Annotated in this window: 13 protein-coding genes; 1 reads left to right on the top strand and 12 read right to left on the bottom strand. The window is 67.8% G+C overall.

The window, feature by feature from the left end; translation table 11 throughout:
* Window positions 1-48: 48 nt before the first annotated feature.
* Entirely contained in the window at window positions 49-1,911 is a 1,863-nt protein-coding gene (locus ABIE04_RS10610) for a tetratricopeptide repeat-containing sulfotransferase family protein (protein ID WP_354549677.1), read from the top strand.
* A 90-nt stretch (window positions 1,912-2,001) separates the two neighbouring features.
* On the opposite strand, the gene ABIE04_RS10605 is transcribed toward ABIE04_RS10610, so the two are convergent.
* From ABIE04_RS10605 to ABIE04_RS10550, 12 genes are all read right to left on the bottom strand, one after another.
* Window positions 2,002-4,248: a carboxy terminal-processing peptidase gene (locus tag ABIE04_RS10605; protein ID WP_354549675.1), complete on the bottom strand. Its 2,247-nt coding sequence runs from the start codon at window positions 4,246-4,248 to the stop codon at window positions 2,002-2,004.
* An 8-nt stretch (window positions 4,249-4,256) separates the two neighbouring features.
* Window positions 4,257-5,267: a lipoyl synthase gene (gene lipA / locus ABIE04_RS10600; RefSeq protein ID WP_354549673.1), complete on the bottom strand. Its 1,011-nt coding sequence runs from the start codon at window positions 5,265-5,267 to the stop codon at window positions 4,257-4,259.
* Window positions 5,268-5,276: 9 nt separating this feature from the next.
* Entirely contained in the window at window positions 5,277-5,945 is a 669-nt protein-coding gene (gene lipB / locus ABIE04_RS10595) for a lipoyl(octanoyl) transferase LipB (RefSeq protein ID WP_354549671.1), read from the bottom strand.
* A gap of 117 nt (window positions 5,946-6,062) precedes the next feature.
* Complete coding sequence (locus ABIE04_RS10590) at window positions 6,063-6,353, bottom strand: DUF493 family protein (protein WP_354549669.1); 291 nt, start codon at window positions 6,351-6,353, stop codon at window positions 6,063-6,065.
* On the bottom strand, window positions 6,353-7,603 hold the full coding sequence (locus ABIE04_RS10585) for a D-alanyl-D-alanine carboxypeptidase family protein (RefSeq protein WP_354549667.1): 1,251 nt from the start codon (window positions 7,601-7,603) through the stop codon (window positions 6,353-6,355). Before ABIE04_RS10585 ends, ABIE04_RS10590 begins: the two co-directional genes overlap by 1 nt.
* 76 nt (window positions 7,604-7,679) lie before the next feature.
* Entirely contained in the window at window positions 7,680-8,588 is a 909-nt protein-coding gene (locus ABIE04_RS10580; RefSeq protein ID WP_354549665.1) for a septal ring lytic transglycosylase RlpA family protein, read from the bottom strand.
* A complete protein-coding gene (gene mltB / locus ABIE04_RS10575) occupies window positions 8,585-9,610 on the bottom strand; it encodes a lytic murein transglycosylase B (RefSeq protein WP_354549663.1) in 1,026 nt (341 codons plus the stop codon). Before mltB ends, ABIE04_RS10580 begins: the two co-directional genes overlap by 4 nt.
* A 96-nt stretch (window positions 9,611-9,706) precedes the next feature.
* Window positions 9,707-10,822, bottom strand: a complete 1,116-nt coding sequence (gene rodA, locus ABIE04_RS10570) for a rod shape-determining protein RodA (protein WP_354549661.1) — start codon at window positions 10,820-10,822, stop codon at window positions 9,707-9,709.
* A complete protein-coding gene (mrdA, locus tag ABIE04_RS10565) occupies window positions 10,819-12,816 on the bottom strand; it encodes a penicillin-binding protein 2 (protein WP_354549659.1) in 1,998 nt (665 codons plus the stop codon). Before mrdA ends, rodA begins: the two co-directional genes overlap by 4 nt.
* A gap of 16 nt (window positions 12,817-12,832) precedes the next feature.
* Window positions 12,833-13,318 (bottom strand): rod shape-determining protein MreD, encoded by a 486-nt coding sequence (gene mreD, locus ABIE04_RS10560; protein WP_354549657.1) that lies wholly within the window; start codon window positions 13,316-13,318, stop codon window positions 12,833-12,835.
* The gene (gene mreC / locus ABIE04_RS10555; protein WP_354549655.1) at window positions 13,315-14,265 is read right to left on the bottom strand and encodes a rod shape-determining protein MreC; all 951 of its coding nucleotides are present in this window, start codon (window positions 14,263-14,265) and stop codon (window positions 13,315-13,317) included. Before mreC ends, mreD begins: the two co-directional genes overlap by 4 nt.
* Before the next feature lie 22 nt (window positions 14,266-14,287).
* Complete coding sequence (locus ABIE04_RS10550) at window positions 14,288-15,334, bottom strand: rod shape-determining protein (RefSeq protein ID WP_056391419.1); 1,047 nt, start codon at window positions 15,332-15,334, stop codon at window positions 14,288-14,290.
* Between the last annotated feature and the right edge of the window lie 37 nt (window positions 15,335-15,371).

Here is a 15,371-nt window from a genome sequence, read left to right as displayed (position 1 = left end):
GCGGCCCTCTTGCATAATGCGATCTGGAAAACTACCGACGGAGAAGGCATGTCCACCGCGACCACGGATCTGGCCAGCGCCATGGCCGGCGCCTGGAACGCCGGCGAACCGGAGCGTGTGATCGCCCTCGCCGGGCAGGCCACGCCGTCGCAGGGGAATGACGAAGGCGTGCTGCTGTTGCTCGGCCTGGCGCAGCAGGCGACCGCTCGCCTGGCGGAGGCCACGGCCACCTTCCGGCGACTAGCGCAGTTGCGGCCTGACGTTTCGGCCCACTGGAACAACCTGGCCGTCGTCTGCCGCCAGGCGGGCGACCTGGCGGAAGCCGAACAAGCGCTGCTGACGGCGCTGTCGCTGGCGCCGGACGACGCCGAGGTGCACTACAACCTCGGCCTGCTCTACACGCAGCAGCAGCGTTGGATACAAGCCCGGCAGGCTTTGCTGGACGCGGTGGAACTGAACCCGCGTTTCCTCGAAGCCCGGCTGCAGGCTGCCTACGTCTGTTACGTCTGCGGCGACAACACCCAGCAGGAAGCGATGCTGCGCGGGGCCATCGACTGGCCGGCGCAACCGGCCGAGCAGGCCCTGGTGCTGTCCGCCATGCTGTCTGTCCAGGGCAACCTGGACGCGGCGCTGCGCACGCTGGCACGAGCGCAGCTGCCCGACGAACCGGCGGCCGGGATCATGCGCTTGCGCATCGCCGCGCAGCGCGTCCTGCTGTACGAAAGAAACAACCGGATCGACGCCGCGCAAAACGAATTGCGGCAGTTGTCGCCGGACGCGCTCGACGCCCTGCCGGCGGACGCGCAACAGGCCCGCGCGGACGGCTGGCGCGCGCACGCCGCACTGGCGATGCGCAGGGGTGCTTATGCCGAGGCCGACGCGCTGTACCGGCGTGTGCTTGGCTGCGCCACCGACGACGAAAGCCGGGCCAGCGCCGCTTTCGGCCTGGCTTCCGCCCGCGACCGGCAAGGACAGTATCCCCAGGCGTGGCAAGCCCTGCAGGAGGCGCATGCCATGCAACTCGACATCGCCCGGAACGTGGTGCCGGAACTGCTGGCGCCAGACAGTCGACCGTTGCAGGTGACAGGCGGCGACGTCGAGTACGGCGCCCATGCCGGCTGGAAACCGCTCTCCTCACCTGGCAGCCGGCAGAGTCCGGTCTTCGTGGTCGGCTTTCCCCGTTCCGGCACCACCTTGCTGGAACAGATGCTCGACGCCCATCCGGATTTCCAGTCCATGGATGAGCGCGCCTACATCCACGACCTGATCGAAGGCATGGAACTGGTCGGCCAGCAGTATCCCGCGGACCTGGCGAACCTGACGCAGCAGGACGCCGATCAGCTGCGCAGCGTCTACCGGCGCATGGTCGGCGAGGTGCTGCCCGACCTCGGCGAGCGTCGCCTGGTGGACAAGAATCCGCTCAACATGCTGTGCCTGCCGATGATCATGCGGTTGTTTCCGCACGCGCGCATCATCCTGTGCCTGCGCCACCCCTGCGACGTGCTGCTCAGCTGCAGCATGCAACCGTTCCGCTCGCCGGCCTTCATGGTGCTGTGTTCGTCGCTGCAACGCTTGGCGCAGGGCTACGTGCGAGCCTTCGAGCAGTGGCACCACGACGTCGAGGTGTTCACGCCGCATGTGCTGGAGTGGCGCTACGAATCCGTGGTCAGCCAGTTCGACGACCAGGTCGCGCGCCTGGGGCAGTTCCTCGAAACCGCCGACACGTCACCCATGACACGCTTCGCCGAACACGCCCGGCGCAAGCGTTTCATCAGCACGCCCAGCTACGCGCAGGTCACCGAGGGCGTCCACCGCAAGGCGGTCGACCGCTGGCAGAACTATCGCGAGCAGTTCGAGCCCGTGCTGCCCGAATTGCAGCCGTGGATCGATCGCCTCGGTTACAGCACCTGAAAGCCCGTTCACGATCTCCATGCACCTTGTGCCGGAAACGAAGAAGGCAGCGCCGTGCGCTGCCTTCTTCGTCGTGCGGGAACCGGCCATTCAGTGCGTGGCGCTGCTCGTTGCCGGCGCCGGCGTCGAAACGCTGGCGATGGCGTTGGGCGAGAACTTGCCGCCGTAGGGCAACACTTCGCTGGCCAGCTTCGGGTCGGCCTTGATCATGCCGATCGCGTCGAACAGGATGTGCGCGGTCTCGTTGAGCTGTACGTCCTTCGCCTTCTTCGCGTCCTTCTCCTGCTTGAGCTCGCTCTTCAGGCTGCGCTCGTTCGCATTGAGGCCGTCGTCGAGGCTGCTGGCCTCGTCGGCGAGCGAGGCATCGGTGCCGTCGATGGCCTTGTGCCGTGCGCGGAAATCGGCCTGGATCGCCTCCAGCTGCTTGCGCTCGACCTCGCGCGTGGCGAAGTTCAGCGAGATCGAGGTCTTCGCGCGCATCGTGCGGTACTGCGCCAGCTCGTCCAGCATCAGCTTCCATGCCGGCGACTGCGCCACGCGCTCGGCATGCTTCTGCTGCAGCTGCGGCAGGTAGGCGTTGAGGTTCGCCACCACCTGATAGTCCGCCGGCGCGATCTGGGTCCACTTCAGCGCGTTGTCGTAGGTCGACTCGCCGAAGTCCTTGTCGTCGCCGTTCTTCGGGAACGCGATGTCCGGCGTCACGCCCTTCAGCTGGGTGGAGCCGCCGTTGATGCGGAAGAATTCCTGGATGGTCATCTTCAGCTCGCCCAGCTGCGGCTTCTCGCTGTCGCTCTGCGAGAAGCGGTCCAGGTCGACCAGGTTCTGCACGGTGCCCTTGCCGAAGGTCGGCTCGCCGACGATCAGGCCGCGATGGTAGTCCTGGATCGCCGCGGAGAAGATCTCGGACGCCGACGCCGTGCCGCGGTTGACCAGCACCGCCAACGGGCCGCTCCATGCCATGCCCGGGTCGTCGTCGCCCTGCTCCTCGACCTGGCCCTTGGAGTCGCGCACCTGCACCACCGGACCCTTGTCGATGAACAGCCCGGTCAGCGAATTGGCCTCGGCCAGCGAACCGCCGCCGTTGTTGCGCAGGTCCACCACCACGCCCTGCACGCCCTCGTGCTTCAGCTCGCCGAGCAGCCGTGCGACGTCGCGGGTGGCGCTCTTGAAGTCCTTGTCGCCGGCGCTGCGCGCGCCGAAGTCGGAATAGAACGTGGGCAGATCGATCACGCCGATCTTGCGGGTGACGTCGCCGTCCTTGATCTCCACGACCTTCTTCTTCGCCGCCTGCTCCTCGATGCTGACCTTCTGGCGCACCAGGGTCACCATCTCGTGCTTGCCGTCCACGCCGACGTCCGCGGGAATGATCTCCAGCCGCACGGTGGTGTCCTTCTTGCCACGGATCAGGTTGACCACGTCGTCCAGGCGCCAGCCGATCACGTCGACGATCGGTCCGTTGTCGCCCTGGCCGACGCCGACGATGCGATCGCCGACCTGGATCTTGCCGGACTTGTTGGCGGGGCCGGCCGGCACCAGCTCGCGCACCTGGGTGTAGTCGTCGCGCGGCTGCAGCACCGCGCCGATGCCTTCCAGCGACAGCTTCATCGCGATGTCGAAGTTCTCCGCCGCACGCGGGCCGAGGTAGTCGGTGTGCGGGTCGGTGGTCTCGGCGTAGGCGGTCATGAAGGTCTGGAACGCATCCTGGCCGTCGAGCTGCTTGACCCGCTCGATGTAGCCCGCGTAGCGCTTGTCCAGCGTCTTGCGGATCTCGGCATCGTCCTTGCCGGCCAGCTTCAGGCGCAGCCAGTCGTTCATCGTGCGCTTGCGCCACAGCTCGTCCAGCTCGGCCTGGTCCTTCGGCCAGTTGGCGTGCTCACGGTCGAAGGTGTAGCTCTCGTCGGCGGAAAAGTCGAAGCCCTGCTTGAGCAGGTTGCGCGCGTAGCTCATGCGCTCGACCGCGCGCTGCACGTACAGGTTGAACACCGCGAACGGCGCGGACAGGTCCTGGTTCCAGATCGCATCGTCGAGCTGGGTCTTCAGCGGCGCGAACTTCGCCATGTCGGCCTGGGTGAAGAACACCTTCTCGCTGTCGAGCAGCTTGAAGTAGGCGTTGTAGATGCGCGCCGACATCGCGTCGTCGAGCGGCTGCGCGTCGTAATGGAAACGGGTCAGGAAGCGCGCCGACAGCTGCGCGGCTTGCGCCTCCTCGGGGGTGGACGTGAGCGGCCAGGTCGCCGCCTTGCGCGGCTTGCCGGCGCCGAGGTCGGCCGCCGACTGCGCAAGCGCGCAGGTCGCGGTGAGGGCTAGCAGCAGGAACAGCGCAGGACGGAATTTCATGGGCACTCTCAGGCTGACTCGGTGACACCGGCTGCATGGGCCTGCAGGTCGGCGTGGTAGGACGAACGCACCAGCGGACCGGAGGCGACGTGGTGGAAACCCATCGCCTCGCCGGCTACGCGCAGCGCATCGAATTCTTCGGGAGTCCAGTAGCGCACCACCGGGTGATGGTGCGGCGTGGGCTGCAGGTACTGGCCGATGGTGATCATCTCGACGTCATGGGCGCGTAGATCGCGCATCGTCTCGAGCACCTGTTCCATCGTTTCGCCCAGGCCCAGCATGATGCCGGACTTGGTAGGTACCTGCGGGTGCTGCGCCTTGAAGCGCTTGAGCAGGTCCAGCGACCACTGGTAGTCGGCGCCCGGACGCACTTCGCGGTACAGGTGCGGCACGGTTTCCAGATTGTGGTTGAACACGTCCGGCGGGAAATCCTTGAGTACCTCCAGCGCGCGTTCCATGCGGCCCTTGCCGCGGAAATCGGGCGTGAGGATCTCGATCTTGATGTTCGGGCTGGCGTGGCGCGTGGCGCGGATGCAGGCGGCGAAATGCTCGGCGCCGCCATCGCGCAGGTCGTCGCGGTCGACCGAGGTGATCACCACGTACTTCAGCCGCATGTCGCGGATCGTCTCGGCCAGCCGCGCCGGCTCCAGCGGATCGGGCGCCACCGGGCGGCCATGCGCCACGTCGCAGAACGAGCAGCGGCGGGTGCATACCTCGCCCAGGATCATGAAGGTGGCGGTGCCCTTGCTGAAGCACTCGTGGATGTTCGGGCAGGAGGCTTCCTCGCACACGGTGACCAGCGAGTTCTCGCGCAGGCGCGCCTTCAGCTGCTGCACCGCGTTGCCCTGCGGCAGGCGCACGCGGATCCACGACGGCTTGCGCAGGGTCGGCACGCCGGTGTCGAAGCCGGCGCGGTTCAGCGCGATCTTGTCGTTGCCAACCTGCTTTTCACCCGCAGGCGCACCGCTGACGACGGTGATCGGGATGACCTTGGGGGAGGAGGTGGAGATTTCGCTCATGTAGACAGCTCAGACCGCTGCGCGAGCGGGGAGTTCGGGCAAGATGGGGGCAGCGGGCTCGGCGACAAAGCCGAACTGGTGGCAGAACTCCTCCACCAGCACGTCCTCGACCGTGGCCAACTGCGACGGACCGCCCAAGTCTAGCAGCTGCGTGACTGCCAAACCCTTGTAACCGCAGGGGTTGATGCGGTGAAACGGCTCCAGGTCCATGGCCACGTTGAAGGCCAGCCCGTGGAAGCTGCAGCCGCGGCGCACGCGCAAACCGAGCGCGGCGACCTTGGCGTCGGCCACGTAGACGCCGGGCGCGCCCTCGCGCCGCACGGCGACCACGTTCCAGTGCGCCAGCGTATCGATCAGCGACTGCTCGATCCGGTGCACCAGTTCGCGCACGCCGACGCCGACCCGGCGCAGGTCGATCAGCGGGTAGCCGACGATCTGGCCGGGGCCGTGGTAGGTCACCTGGCCGCCGCGGTCGACCGGCACCACGGGAATATCGCCCGGCGCCAGCACGTGCTCCATCTTGCCGGCCTGGCCCAGGGTGAACACCGGGTCGTGTTCCAGCAGCCAAAGTTCGTCGGCGGTATCGGTGGTGCGGTTGTCGGTGAACGCGCTCATCGCCTTCCAGGTGGCCTCGTACGGCTGGCGACCGAGACGGCGGATTTTCAGCGGCAACGACATGACAGCAAACCTTGGGGAACGGGAACCAGTGAACGTTGGGGTACTTCGCAGGTGATCAATGGCACCTGGGCGAAACGGGCGAGGCTACTTCTTTCGCCGCGCCCGGTTCCCTGCGTGTCACATCGTGTAACGGATATCCGGATCGGCACGCAGCGCCTGGTGCGCCGCCTCGTACTGCTCGCGGCTGTCGCAGCGGAAGCTCACCGTGACCGAGACGAAGTTGCCGGCGCCGGAGTGCCGGTGCCGCACGCTCTCGTGCAGCACGCGCAGGCCGGCGCGCTCCAGCAGCTGCGGCACGTGGGTCGGCAGGTTCGCGCTGGCGCTGCCGACCGCGGTGATCTCGAACTCGCCGGGGAACTGGAAGCCCTTGCCTTCCTGCTTCGCCTTGCCGAAGTCGATCGGTTGCATTACTTCGCGTCCGCACTCTTGGCCGGCGCGGCTGCCTCGGCCTTCTTGTCGCTGTGGAACCACAGCAGGATGCTGTCCCACAGGCGCGAGAAGAAACCGCCCTGCGGCGCGTCGGCCAATACCACCAGCGGCACGCTCTGCACCGGCTTGCCATCCAGGGTGATGCGCAGCATGCCGATCTGCTGGCCCTTGGTGAACGGCGCGATCAGCGTGGCGGGAATGTCCATGGTCGCCTTGAGCTGGTCGTACTGACCGCGCTTGACGGTGACCAGCACGTTGTCGGCAACGCCCAGCGACAACTGGTTCGCCGCGCCTTTCCACAGCCGCGGCGTGGCCAGCGGCTTGCTGGCGTCGTACAGCTTGTGCGTCTCGTAGAAGCGGAAGCCGTAGTTGAGCAAAGCCATCGCCGAATCGGCGCGCGCCTTCTCGCTGCTCGCGCCCATCACGATCGCGATCATGCGCGACTCGCCCTGCTTCGCCGAGGCGGCCAGGCAGTAGCCGGCGCCGGAGGTGTGGCCGGTCTTGATGCCGTCCACGCTGGGGTCGCGCCACAGCAGGGTGTTGCGGTTGTGCTGCTTGATCCCGTTCCATTCGAACTCCTTCACGGCGGAGATCGCGTAGTCGTCGGGGAAGTCATGGATCAGCGCGCGCGACAGGATCGCGATGTCGTGCGCGGTGGTGTAGTGGTCCGCGATCGGGTAGCCGGAGGCGTTCTGGAAGTTCGAGTTGACCATGCCCAGCTGCTTGGCGTACGCGTTCATCAGGCCGGCGAACGCCTGCTCGGAACCGGCGGTGTGCTCGGCCAGAGCGATCGCGGCATCGTTGCCGGACTGGATGATCATGCCGTACAGCAGGTCCTTCAGCGGCACCTGGCTGTTGAGCTTGAGGAAGCTGGTGGAACCGTCGGTGCCGGCGCCGCCGCCGCGCCAGGCGTTCTCGCTGATGGTCACCGGGTCGGTCATGTGCACCTTGCCGTTGGCGACCTCGGCCGAGACCACGTAGTCGGTCATCACCTTGGTGATCGAGGCCGGCTCCACGCGCAGGTCGGGTTCCTTGCTGGCGAGGATCTGGCCGGTGGCGTAATCCATCAGCACCCAGCTCTTGCCGTCGACATCCGGCGGCGGCGGCACCGGCGCGTCCGGCACCACCGGGCGCGGTACCGGCGACGGGCGCGGCGGCGTCTGGGCAACGGCAACACCGACCAGCAGGACGGCGGCGAACGGGATCAGGGTGCGGCGGAAAAAATTCATCGTGTTGTTCAGTCCGGTTTCTGGATATCGGCGCGACAGGTGCCGACATGATGGGAAAAAGCTGCGCAAATCCTGCTCAGTCTACCGCGACCTGGGGCCGCGGCAGACCCATGCCCTCGATCCGTGCGGTGACCTGGTCGGCGCGATCCACGCTGGCCAGCGGCCCGACCCGCACGCGGCGGACCCGCTGGCCGTTGATCACCGCCTCGCTCACCTGCACCGCGCCGAGGTTGGCCCGGCGCAGGCGCTGGGCCAGCCGATCGGCGTTGTCCGCGTCGGCGAACGCGCCCACCTGCAGATAGATTCCCGGGTGTCCGTTTGTGACCACGGTCGGCGGCGGCAGTTCCTGCAACGGCTGTCCGGGGTCGATCCCGCGCACCTCGACCAGGCCGGTGCCCTTGGGCCAGATGCCGATCTTCACCGCCGCGGCGTAGGACAGGTCGATCAAGCGGTTGTCGTGGAACGGGCCGCGGTCGTTGACCCGCACGATCACGCTCTTGCCGTTCTCCAGGTTGGTGACGCGCGCGTAGCTGGGCAGCGGCAGCGTGGTGCTGGCCGCGCTGAACGCGTACATGTCGTAGGTCTCCAGGCTGGAGGTCTTGTAGCCGTGGAACTTGTTGCCGTAGAACGAGGCGATGCCGCGTTCGTCGTAGCCGCGCGCGCTGGGCAGCACGCGGTAGGTCTGCCCGCGCACGGTGTAGGGCGACTTGTTGCCGTACAGCGAACGCGGCTCCGCCTTCGGCACCGGCTCGACCAGCTTGCTGACGTCGAGCGGCGGCGGCACGCTGTCCTCGCCGTCGCGATAGCGGCTGCCCTGCGGCTTGCTGAGGTCGTCGTGAAAACGGTCGCTGCTGCCGGCGGGGGCGTGGCCACGTGCAGTGGCCTGCCGACTGCCGCCGCCCTGCGAAGGCTTCGTCCGGTGGCTGCCGCAAGCGGCCAGCAGGAGGACCGCCGCCAGCGCTGCCGCCGCACGCGGCGCCCTCATCGCGCGGCTTCCGCCTGGCCCACGCCGGCGGCGATCGCCTGCGCCAGCTGGTCGACCGCCATCGCGTACAGCGGGCTGCGGTTGTAGCGGGTGATCACGTAGAAGTTCTGGAAGGTGAACCAGTACTCCGGCCCGTTCGGCCCTTCCAGCGTCTGCAGGCTGGTAGGCTCGGCCGGCGACAGCGGCTGCAGCGGCGCGTAACCCCAGGCTTCGAACTGCTCCAGCGGCCACTGCGGCGTGGCGTCCTTCACCGCGACCTGCTGCGCCGCGCCGTCCGGCTGCGCCCGCGCCGCCACCGGACCGCCGCTGACCCAGCCGTGCTGCACGAAATAGTTCGCCACGCTGGCGAAGATGTCCGGCAGCGAATTCTGCAGATCGATATGACCATCGTGGTCGGCGTCCACGGCGAAATCGCGGATGCTGGTGGGCATGAACTGGCCCCAGCCCTGTGCGCCGGCGTAGGAGCCGGTGAGCGTGTCGATCGGCCCGGCCAGGTGGTTGCCCGGCATGCTCAGCAGTTCCTTCAGCTGCTCGCGGAAGAACTTCGCCCGCGGCGGGTAGTACAGGCCCAGCGTGACCAGGGCGTCGAGCACCTTGTACTTGCCGGTGTTGCGGCCGTAGCTGGTCTCCACGCCGACGATCGCCACGATGTACTGCGGCGCCACACCGTACTGCTTGCCGATCTGCTCCAGCAGCGCGCGGTGCTCGCGATAGAACGCGACGCCGTTGTCGACGCGCTGGTCGGTCAGGAAGATCGGCCGGTAATCCTTCCACGGCTTCGCCTCGGCCGGGCGGCTGATCGCATCGAGAATGCTCTGCTGCATTTTCGCGCCGTCGAGCAGCGCGTTCAGCGATTGCGGGCTCTTGCCGGTCTCGTGCGCCACCTCGCGCACCAGCTCGGCCTGGCCGGGATGCGTCGTCGCCAGGGCCGGGGTCAGCGCGCCCATCCACAGCAGGCCGATACACAACAGGCTCGGGATGACGAGGAAACGGGCCGGGTGCGGCGCAGGCGTGGCTGTCATGTTGTGGCTTCGCTCACGGAATAACGATGTCGTCGAAAGCCTAACACGCACGCGAGCGCAACTCCGGGCGCCGCGCTGCCGACGCGCCGACCTTGTTCAGATGTGCATCTTTCGATTGGCGTGGATCGACATCAGCACGCCGAAGCCGGTCAGCAGCGACACCGCCGACGTGCCGCCGTAACTGATCAGCGGCAGCGGCACGCCGACCACCGGCAACATGCCGGCGACCATGCCGCCGTTGACGAACACGTAGACGAAGAAGCTCATGCCGATCGCGCCGGCGAGCAGGCGCGAATAGGTGTCGCGCGCCTCCATCGCGATCCACAGGCAGCGGCCGATGATGAACGCGTACAGCGCGATCAGCACGGCCACGCCGATCAGGCCGAACTCTTCGGAGAACACCGCAAAGATGAAATCGGTGGTGTGCTCGGGCAGGAAGTCCAGCCGCGACTGCGTACTGTGCTGCCAGCCCTTGCCGAAGATGCCGCCGGAGCCCACCGCGATCTGCGACTGGATGATGTGCCAGCCGTTGCCGAGCGGGTCGGACTCGGGGTTGAGCAGGGTCAGCACGCGGTCGCGCTGGTACTGGTGCAGGAAATGCCAGCCGACCGGGACCATGCCGGCGACGGCACCGACCAGCAGGCCGATGCGCCACCACGCCATGCCGGACAGGAACAACGCGAACGCGCCGGCGGTGGCCACCAGCACGGCGGTGCCCAGGTCCGGCTGCTCGGCGATCAGGCCGGCCGGGATCGCGATCAGCACGCCGACCACCGCGATGTCCTTCCAACTCGGCGGCAGCTGACGCGGGTGCAGGTACCAGGCCACCATCATCGGCATGGTCAGCTTGAGCAGTTCGGACGGCTGGAAGCGCATCACGCCCAGGTCCAGCCAGCGGATCGAACCACGCCCCTCGCCCAGGATCGCCACCACCACCAGCAGTGCGGTGCTGCCGGCGTACAGCCAGGGCGTCCAGCCGCGCAGCACCGCCGGCGGGATGCGCGACACCAGCAGCAGCAATGCGCCACCAAGCACGAAGCGACCGGCCTGGCCACCGACCAGGGCGAGGCTGCCGTCGCCCGCGCTGTACAGCGTCACCAGTCCGATCAGCGCCAGCACGAACAGGCCGAACGCCAGCGGCAGATCGATCCGCGGCCGGGTAAGGATGCGGCGCAGGAAGCGGCGCGCGCGCGCGTACAGCGCCTCGATCATGGCGTGCCTCCCGTCGTCGTGGCCTGCGCCGGCAGATCTTCGACCGGCTGCTCGACGTCTTCCGCACCGGTATCGGGCGGGATGCTCGCGGCAGGCGGCAACGGCGCGGTCGCCACCGGCAGGCGCTTCGCGTCCGCGATCACGCCGTCGTGCCCGGCCAGCCAGGTATCGAGGATCGTGCGCACGATCGGTCCGGCCGCCGAGGCGCCCCAGGCGCCGGATTCCAGGATCGCCGCCACCGCGATCTGCGGGTTGTCGGCCGGCGCGTAGGCGACGAACCAGGCGCGATGGCGGGTCGCCAGATACTCCGTGCTGCGGTTCGTGTCGTAGGCCTCGGAGCGGCGCGAGAAGCGCTCGGCGGTGCCGCTCTTGCCGGCCATCAGGTAGGGAAAGCCGATGCCGAGCTGGCGACCGGTGCCCTTGGCGCCATAGATCACCTGCTGCATGCCCTGGTTCACCACGTCCCAGTCGGCCGAGTTGCGGATCACCGAAGGTCCGCTCGGCGGATTGGCCAACGGCTGCGGCTTCGCGTTGACGCCGCCCTGGGTGGCCATCACCAGGCGCGGCGCATACGGCACGCCATGCCCGGCGAAGGTGGCGATCGCATGGCTCAGCTGCAGCGGCGTCACCGCCCAGAAGCCCTGGCCGATGCCGGCGATCACCGTCTCGCCCGGGTACCACGGCTGCTTGTAGTTCGCCGCCTTCCATTCGCGCGAGGGCAGCACGCCGGACGATTCGCCGATCAGGTCGATCCCGGTCGGCCGGCCGAAACCGAACTTGCCCATGTACTCGCTGAACCGGTCGATGCCCATGTCCAGCGCGAGCTTGTAGAAATAAGTGTTCACCGACTGCTCGATCGCGCCGACCAGGTCGACCCGCCCCACGCCGCCGCGCTGGTCGTCGCGATAGCCGCGCTGCTGACCCGGAATGTAGAACACGCCGGTGGAAACCACGCTGTCCTGCGGCGTGCGCATGCCGGTCTCCAGCCCGGCCAGGCCGACCAGCGGTTTCACCGTGGAACCGGGCGGATACACGCCACGCAACGCGCGGTTGTACAGCGGCTTGTCGGGGTCGTTGGTCAGCGTGCTGTAGTCGGCCTGGCTGATGCCGTTGACGAACAGATTGGGGTCGAACGTGGGCACGCTGACCATCGCCAGCACCTGGCCGTTGCGCGGGTCGATTGCCACCGCCGCACCGGGGCGGCCGTCGAACGCCGCCTCGGCGGCCTTCTGCAGGCGCACGTCGAGGCTCAGGTAGATGTTCTTGCCGGGCGTGGGCGCATGCGTTTCCAGCACGCGCTGGGTACGCCCGTCGGCATTCACCTCCAGCAGTTCGTAGCCCGGCGTGCCGTGCAGGATATTTTCATAGGAACGCTCGATGCCGCTGCGGCCGACGTGGCTGGTGCCCTGGTAGCGCTTGGGATCGAGCCGCTCCAGATCGTCCGCGTCGATGCGGCCGACGTAGCCCACCACGTGCGCGAACATCCCGCCCAGCGGGTAGCGCCGGGTCAGGTAGGGCACCACGTCCACGCCGGGAAAGCGCCAGCGGTTCACCGCGAAGCGGGCAATCTCGTCCTCGGTCAGGTGCATCTTCAACGGCACGTTCTCGAAGCGCCGGCTCTGCTTGAGCTGCTTGCGGAACGCGTCCAGGTCGTCCTGATCCAGCGGCACCACCTGGCCCAGTTGTGCCAGCAGCGCCGGCATGTCCTTGATCTGCTCCGGCACCACTTCCAGCCGGAACGCCGGCACGTTGTCGGCCAGCAGCACGCCGTTGCGGTCGTAGATCAGCCCGCGTGCCGGCGGGATCGCGCGCGGCTTGACCCGGTTGGCCTGCGAGCGGGTGACGAACTCGTCGTGACGCATCACCTGCAGGAACACGAAGCGGCTCAGCAACAGGCACAGGCACAGCACGATCAGCACGAAGCCTGCCAGCGCGCGGCGCCGGAACAGGAGGCTTTCGCCGCGGGGATCCTTGATCGAACGCCGGAGCTTCATGTCACTGGTTCATGTCTCATTGAATCCGCAGACGCGCGCGCAAGTCGTCGAGCAACAGGAACAGGAACGGCCACAACGCCGCACCGACGAACGGCGAGATCCACCAGCTCGCCGGCGGCAGCGACGCACCGGCCAGCATGCGTACGATCAGCAGCAGGATGCGGTCGTTCAGCAGCAGCGCCAGCACCGCCAGTGCCTGCTGCCACATCGGGAAAAAGCGCAGCCGCGAGCGAAAACGCAGCGCGATGAAGACCAGTGCGCACAGGCGCAGGGCCTGCTCGCCCAGCACCATGCCGTTGAGCAGATCCGCCGCCAGGCCCACCATGAAGGCCAGCCCCAGGGTGACCCGGTCCTCCGATTCCAGCGACCAGTACAGCAGGAACAGCGCCGGCCAGTACGGCTTGAACGGCTCCAGCACGCCGGGCAACGGCACCAGCATCGACAGCAGGGCGAACACCAGCGTGCCGACAAACCACCACAGGCTCAGGCGCTGCTTGTTCATCGCAGCGCTCCGCCGGTGGCCGGCGGGGCGGCCGAGGCGGCGCCCGTCGGCGCCAGATCGGCCGGCGGCCCCATCGGCGTCACCGGTGCGGGCGGGCCGTCCGGCTCGGCCTGGTCGTGCAGCAGGAGCACGTCCTCGCTGCGGTCGAGGTCGGCCGACGGCTGCGCCATCGCCACCAGGAACATGCCGGTCGCCGCCGGCGCCACCGAGCGCACCTCGCCAACCGGAAAGCCCGGCGGGAAGCGTCCGCCGAGGCCCGAGGTGAGCAGCTTGTCGCCCGCACGCACGTCGGCTGCGAGCGGAATGTTCGGAAGGGCGAGCTGGTCGCCGTCGCGCGAACCATAAGCCACGGTGCGCAGGCCGGTACGCTCGATCACCACCGGGATCGCATGCGCCGGATCGGTGATCAGCATCACCACCGAGGTGGTCGGCAGCACCTCTTTCACCTGACCCATCACGCCATGCGCGTCGATCACCGGCTGGCCCGGCCTGACCCCATCGCGCGCACCCATGTTCAGGGTCATCTCGTAACGGTAGGCACCCAGGTCCACGCCGATCACGCGGGCGAGTTGCACGTTCAGCTCGAGGCTGTGCTGGGTGTCGAGCAATTCCTTCAGACGCTGGTTCTGTTCGGCGACAGCCGCCATCCGGTTCAACTTGGCGTTGGCCAGCAGCAGGTCCTCGCGCAGGCGCTGGTTCTGCTCGGTCAGCCGCTGGCGGTCGGCAAAGGCCACGCTCATGGTGCGCACGCCCGCCGCCGGCAGCCCGGCCAGCCGGTACACCGGCTCGACCACGGCCGCCGCCGTGTAGCGCAGACGCCATAGCCAGCTGTTGCGATGGTCGAGCACCATCAGCACCACGGCCAGTGCAAGGTAGACGATCAACCTCAGCGTGCCGGCGGCATTGCCGGCGAACAGAGGCGAAGATTCGTCGCGCGTGCGCGCCATGGCCGCCCCTGCCTAGCGTGCGTTATTCGGGTGCGAAGAAGTCGCTGCCGTGCTGATCGATCAGCTCCAGCGCCTTGCCGCCGCCACGCGCCACGCAGGTGAGCGGGTCGTCCGCCACCTGCACGTGCAGGCCAGTCTCCTCGGAGATCAGGCGGTCCAGGTCGCGCAGCAATGCGCCGCCGCCGGTGAGCACGATGCCGCGCTCGGCAACGTCGGAACACAGTTCCGGCGGAGTCTGTTCCAGCGCCGACTTGACCGCTGCCACGATGCCGGCGAGCGGCTCGTGCAGCGCCTCGAGGATCTCGTTGGAGTTGATCGTGAACATGCGCGGCACCCCCTCGGCCAGGTTGCGCCCGGAGATCTCGATCTCCTTGACCTCGCTCTGCGGGAACGCGCAACCGATCTGCAGCTTGATCCGCTCGGCGGTGGATTCGCCGATCAGGGTGCCGTGGTTGCGCCGCACGTAGTTGATGATCGCCTCGTCGAAGCGGTCGCCGCCGACGCGCACCGACTGCGAGTAGACGATGCCGTTGAGCGAGATCACCGCCACTTCCGACGTGCCGCCGCCGATGTCCAGCACCATCGCGCCGCGCGCCTCGTGCACCGGGATGCCGGCGCCGATCGCCGCGGCCATCGGTTCCTCGATCAGGAACACGTCGCGTGCGCCGGCGCCTTCGGCCGATTCCTTGATCGCGCGGCGCTCGACCTGGGTCGAACCGCACGGCACGCACACCAGCACGCGCGGACTCGGGCGCAGGAAGCGCGACTTGTGCACCTGCTTGATGAAGTGCTGCAGCATCGCCTCGGTCATGGTGAAGTCGGCGATCACGCCGTCCTTCATCGGCCGCACGGTGGCGATGTTGCCCGGCGTGCGGCCGAGCATGCGCTTGGCGTCGCCGCCGACCGCCGCGATCGTGCGCGGGCCGCCGGGGCCACGGTCCTGGCGAATCGCCACCACCGAGGGTTCGTTCAACACGATGCCCTGACCACGCACATAGATCAGCGTGTTGGCCGTGCCGAGGTCGATGGAGATGTCGTTGGAGAAGATCCCGCGAAACTTCTTGAACATGAGTCCGCCGTGGTTCGGCCTGGCTAAAAAGTAAGCT

The sequence above is a fragment of the Rhodanobacter soli genome (assembly GCF_040548735.1).
Taxonomy (GTDB): Bacteria; Pseudomonadota; Gammaproteobacteria; order Xanthomonadales; family Rhodanobacteraceae; genus Rhodanobacter; species Rhodanobacter soli_A.
This window is presented reverse-complemented; position numbering and strand designations above follow the sequence as displayed.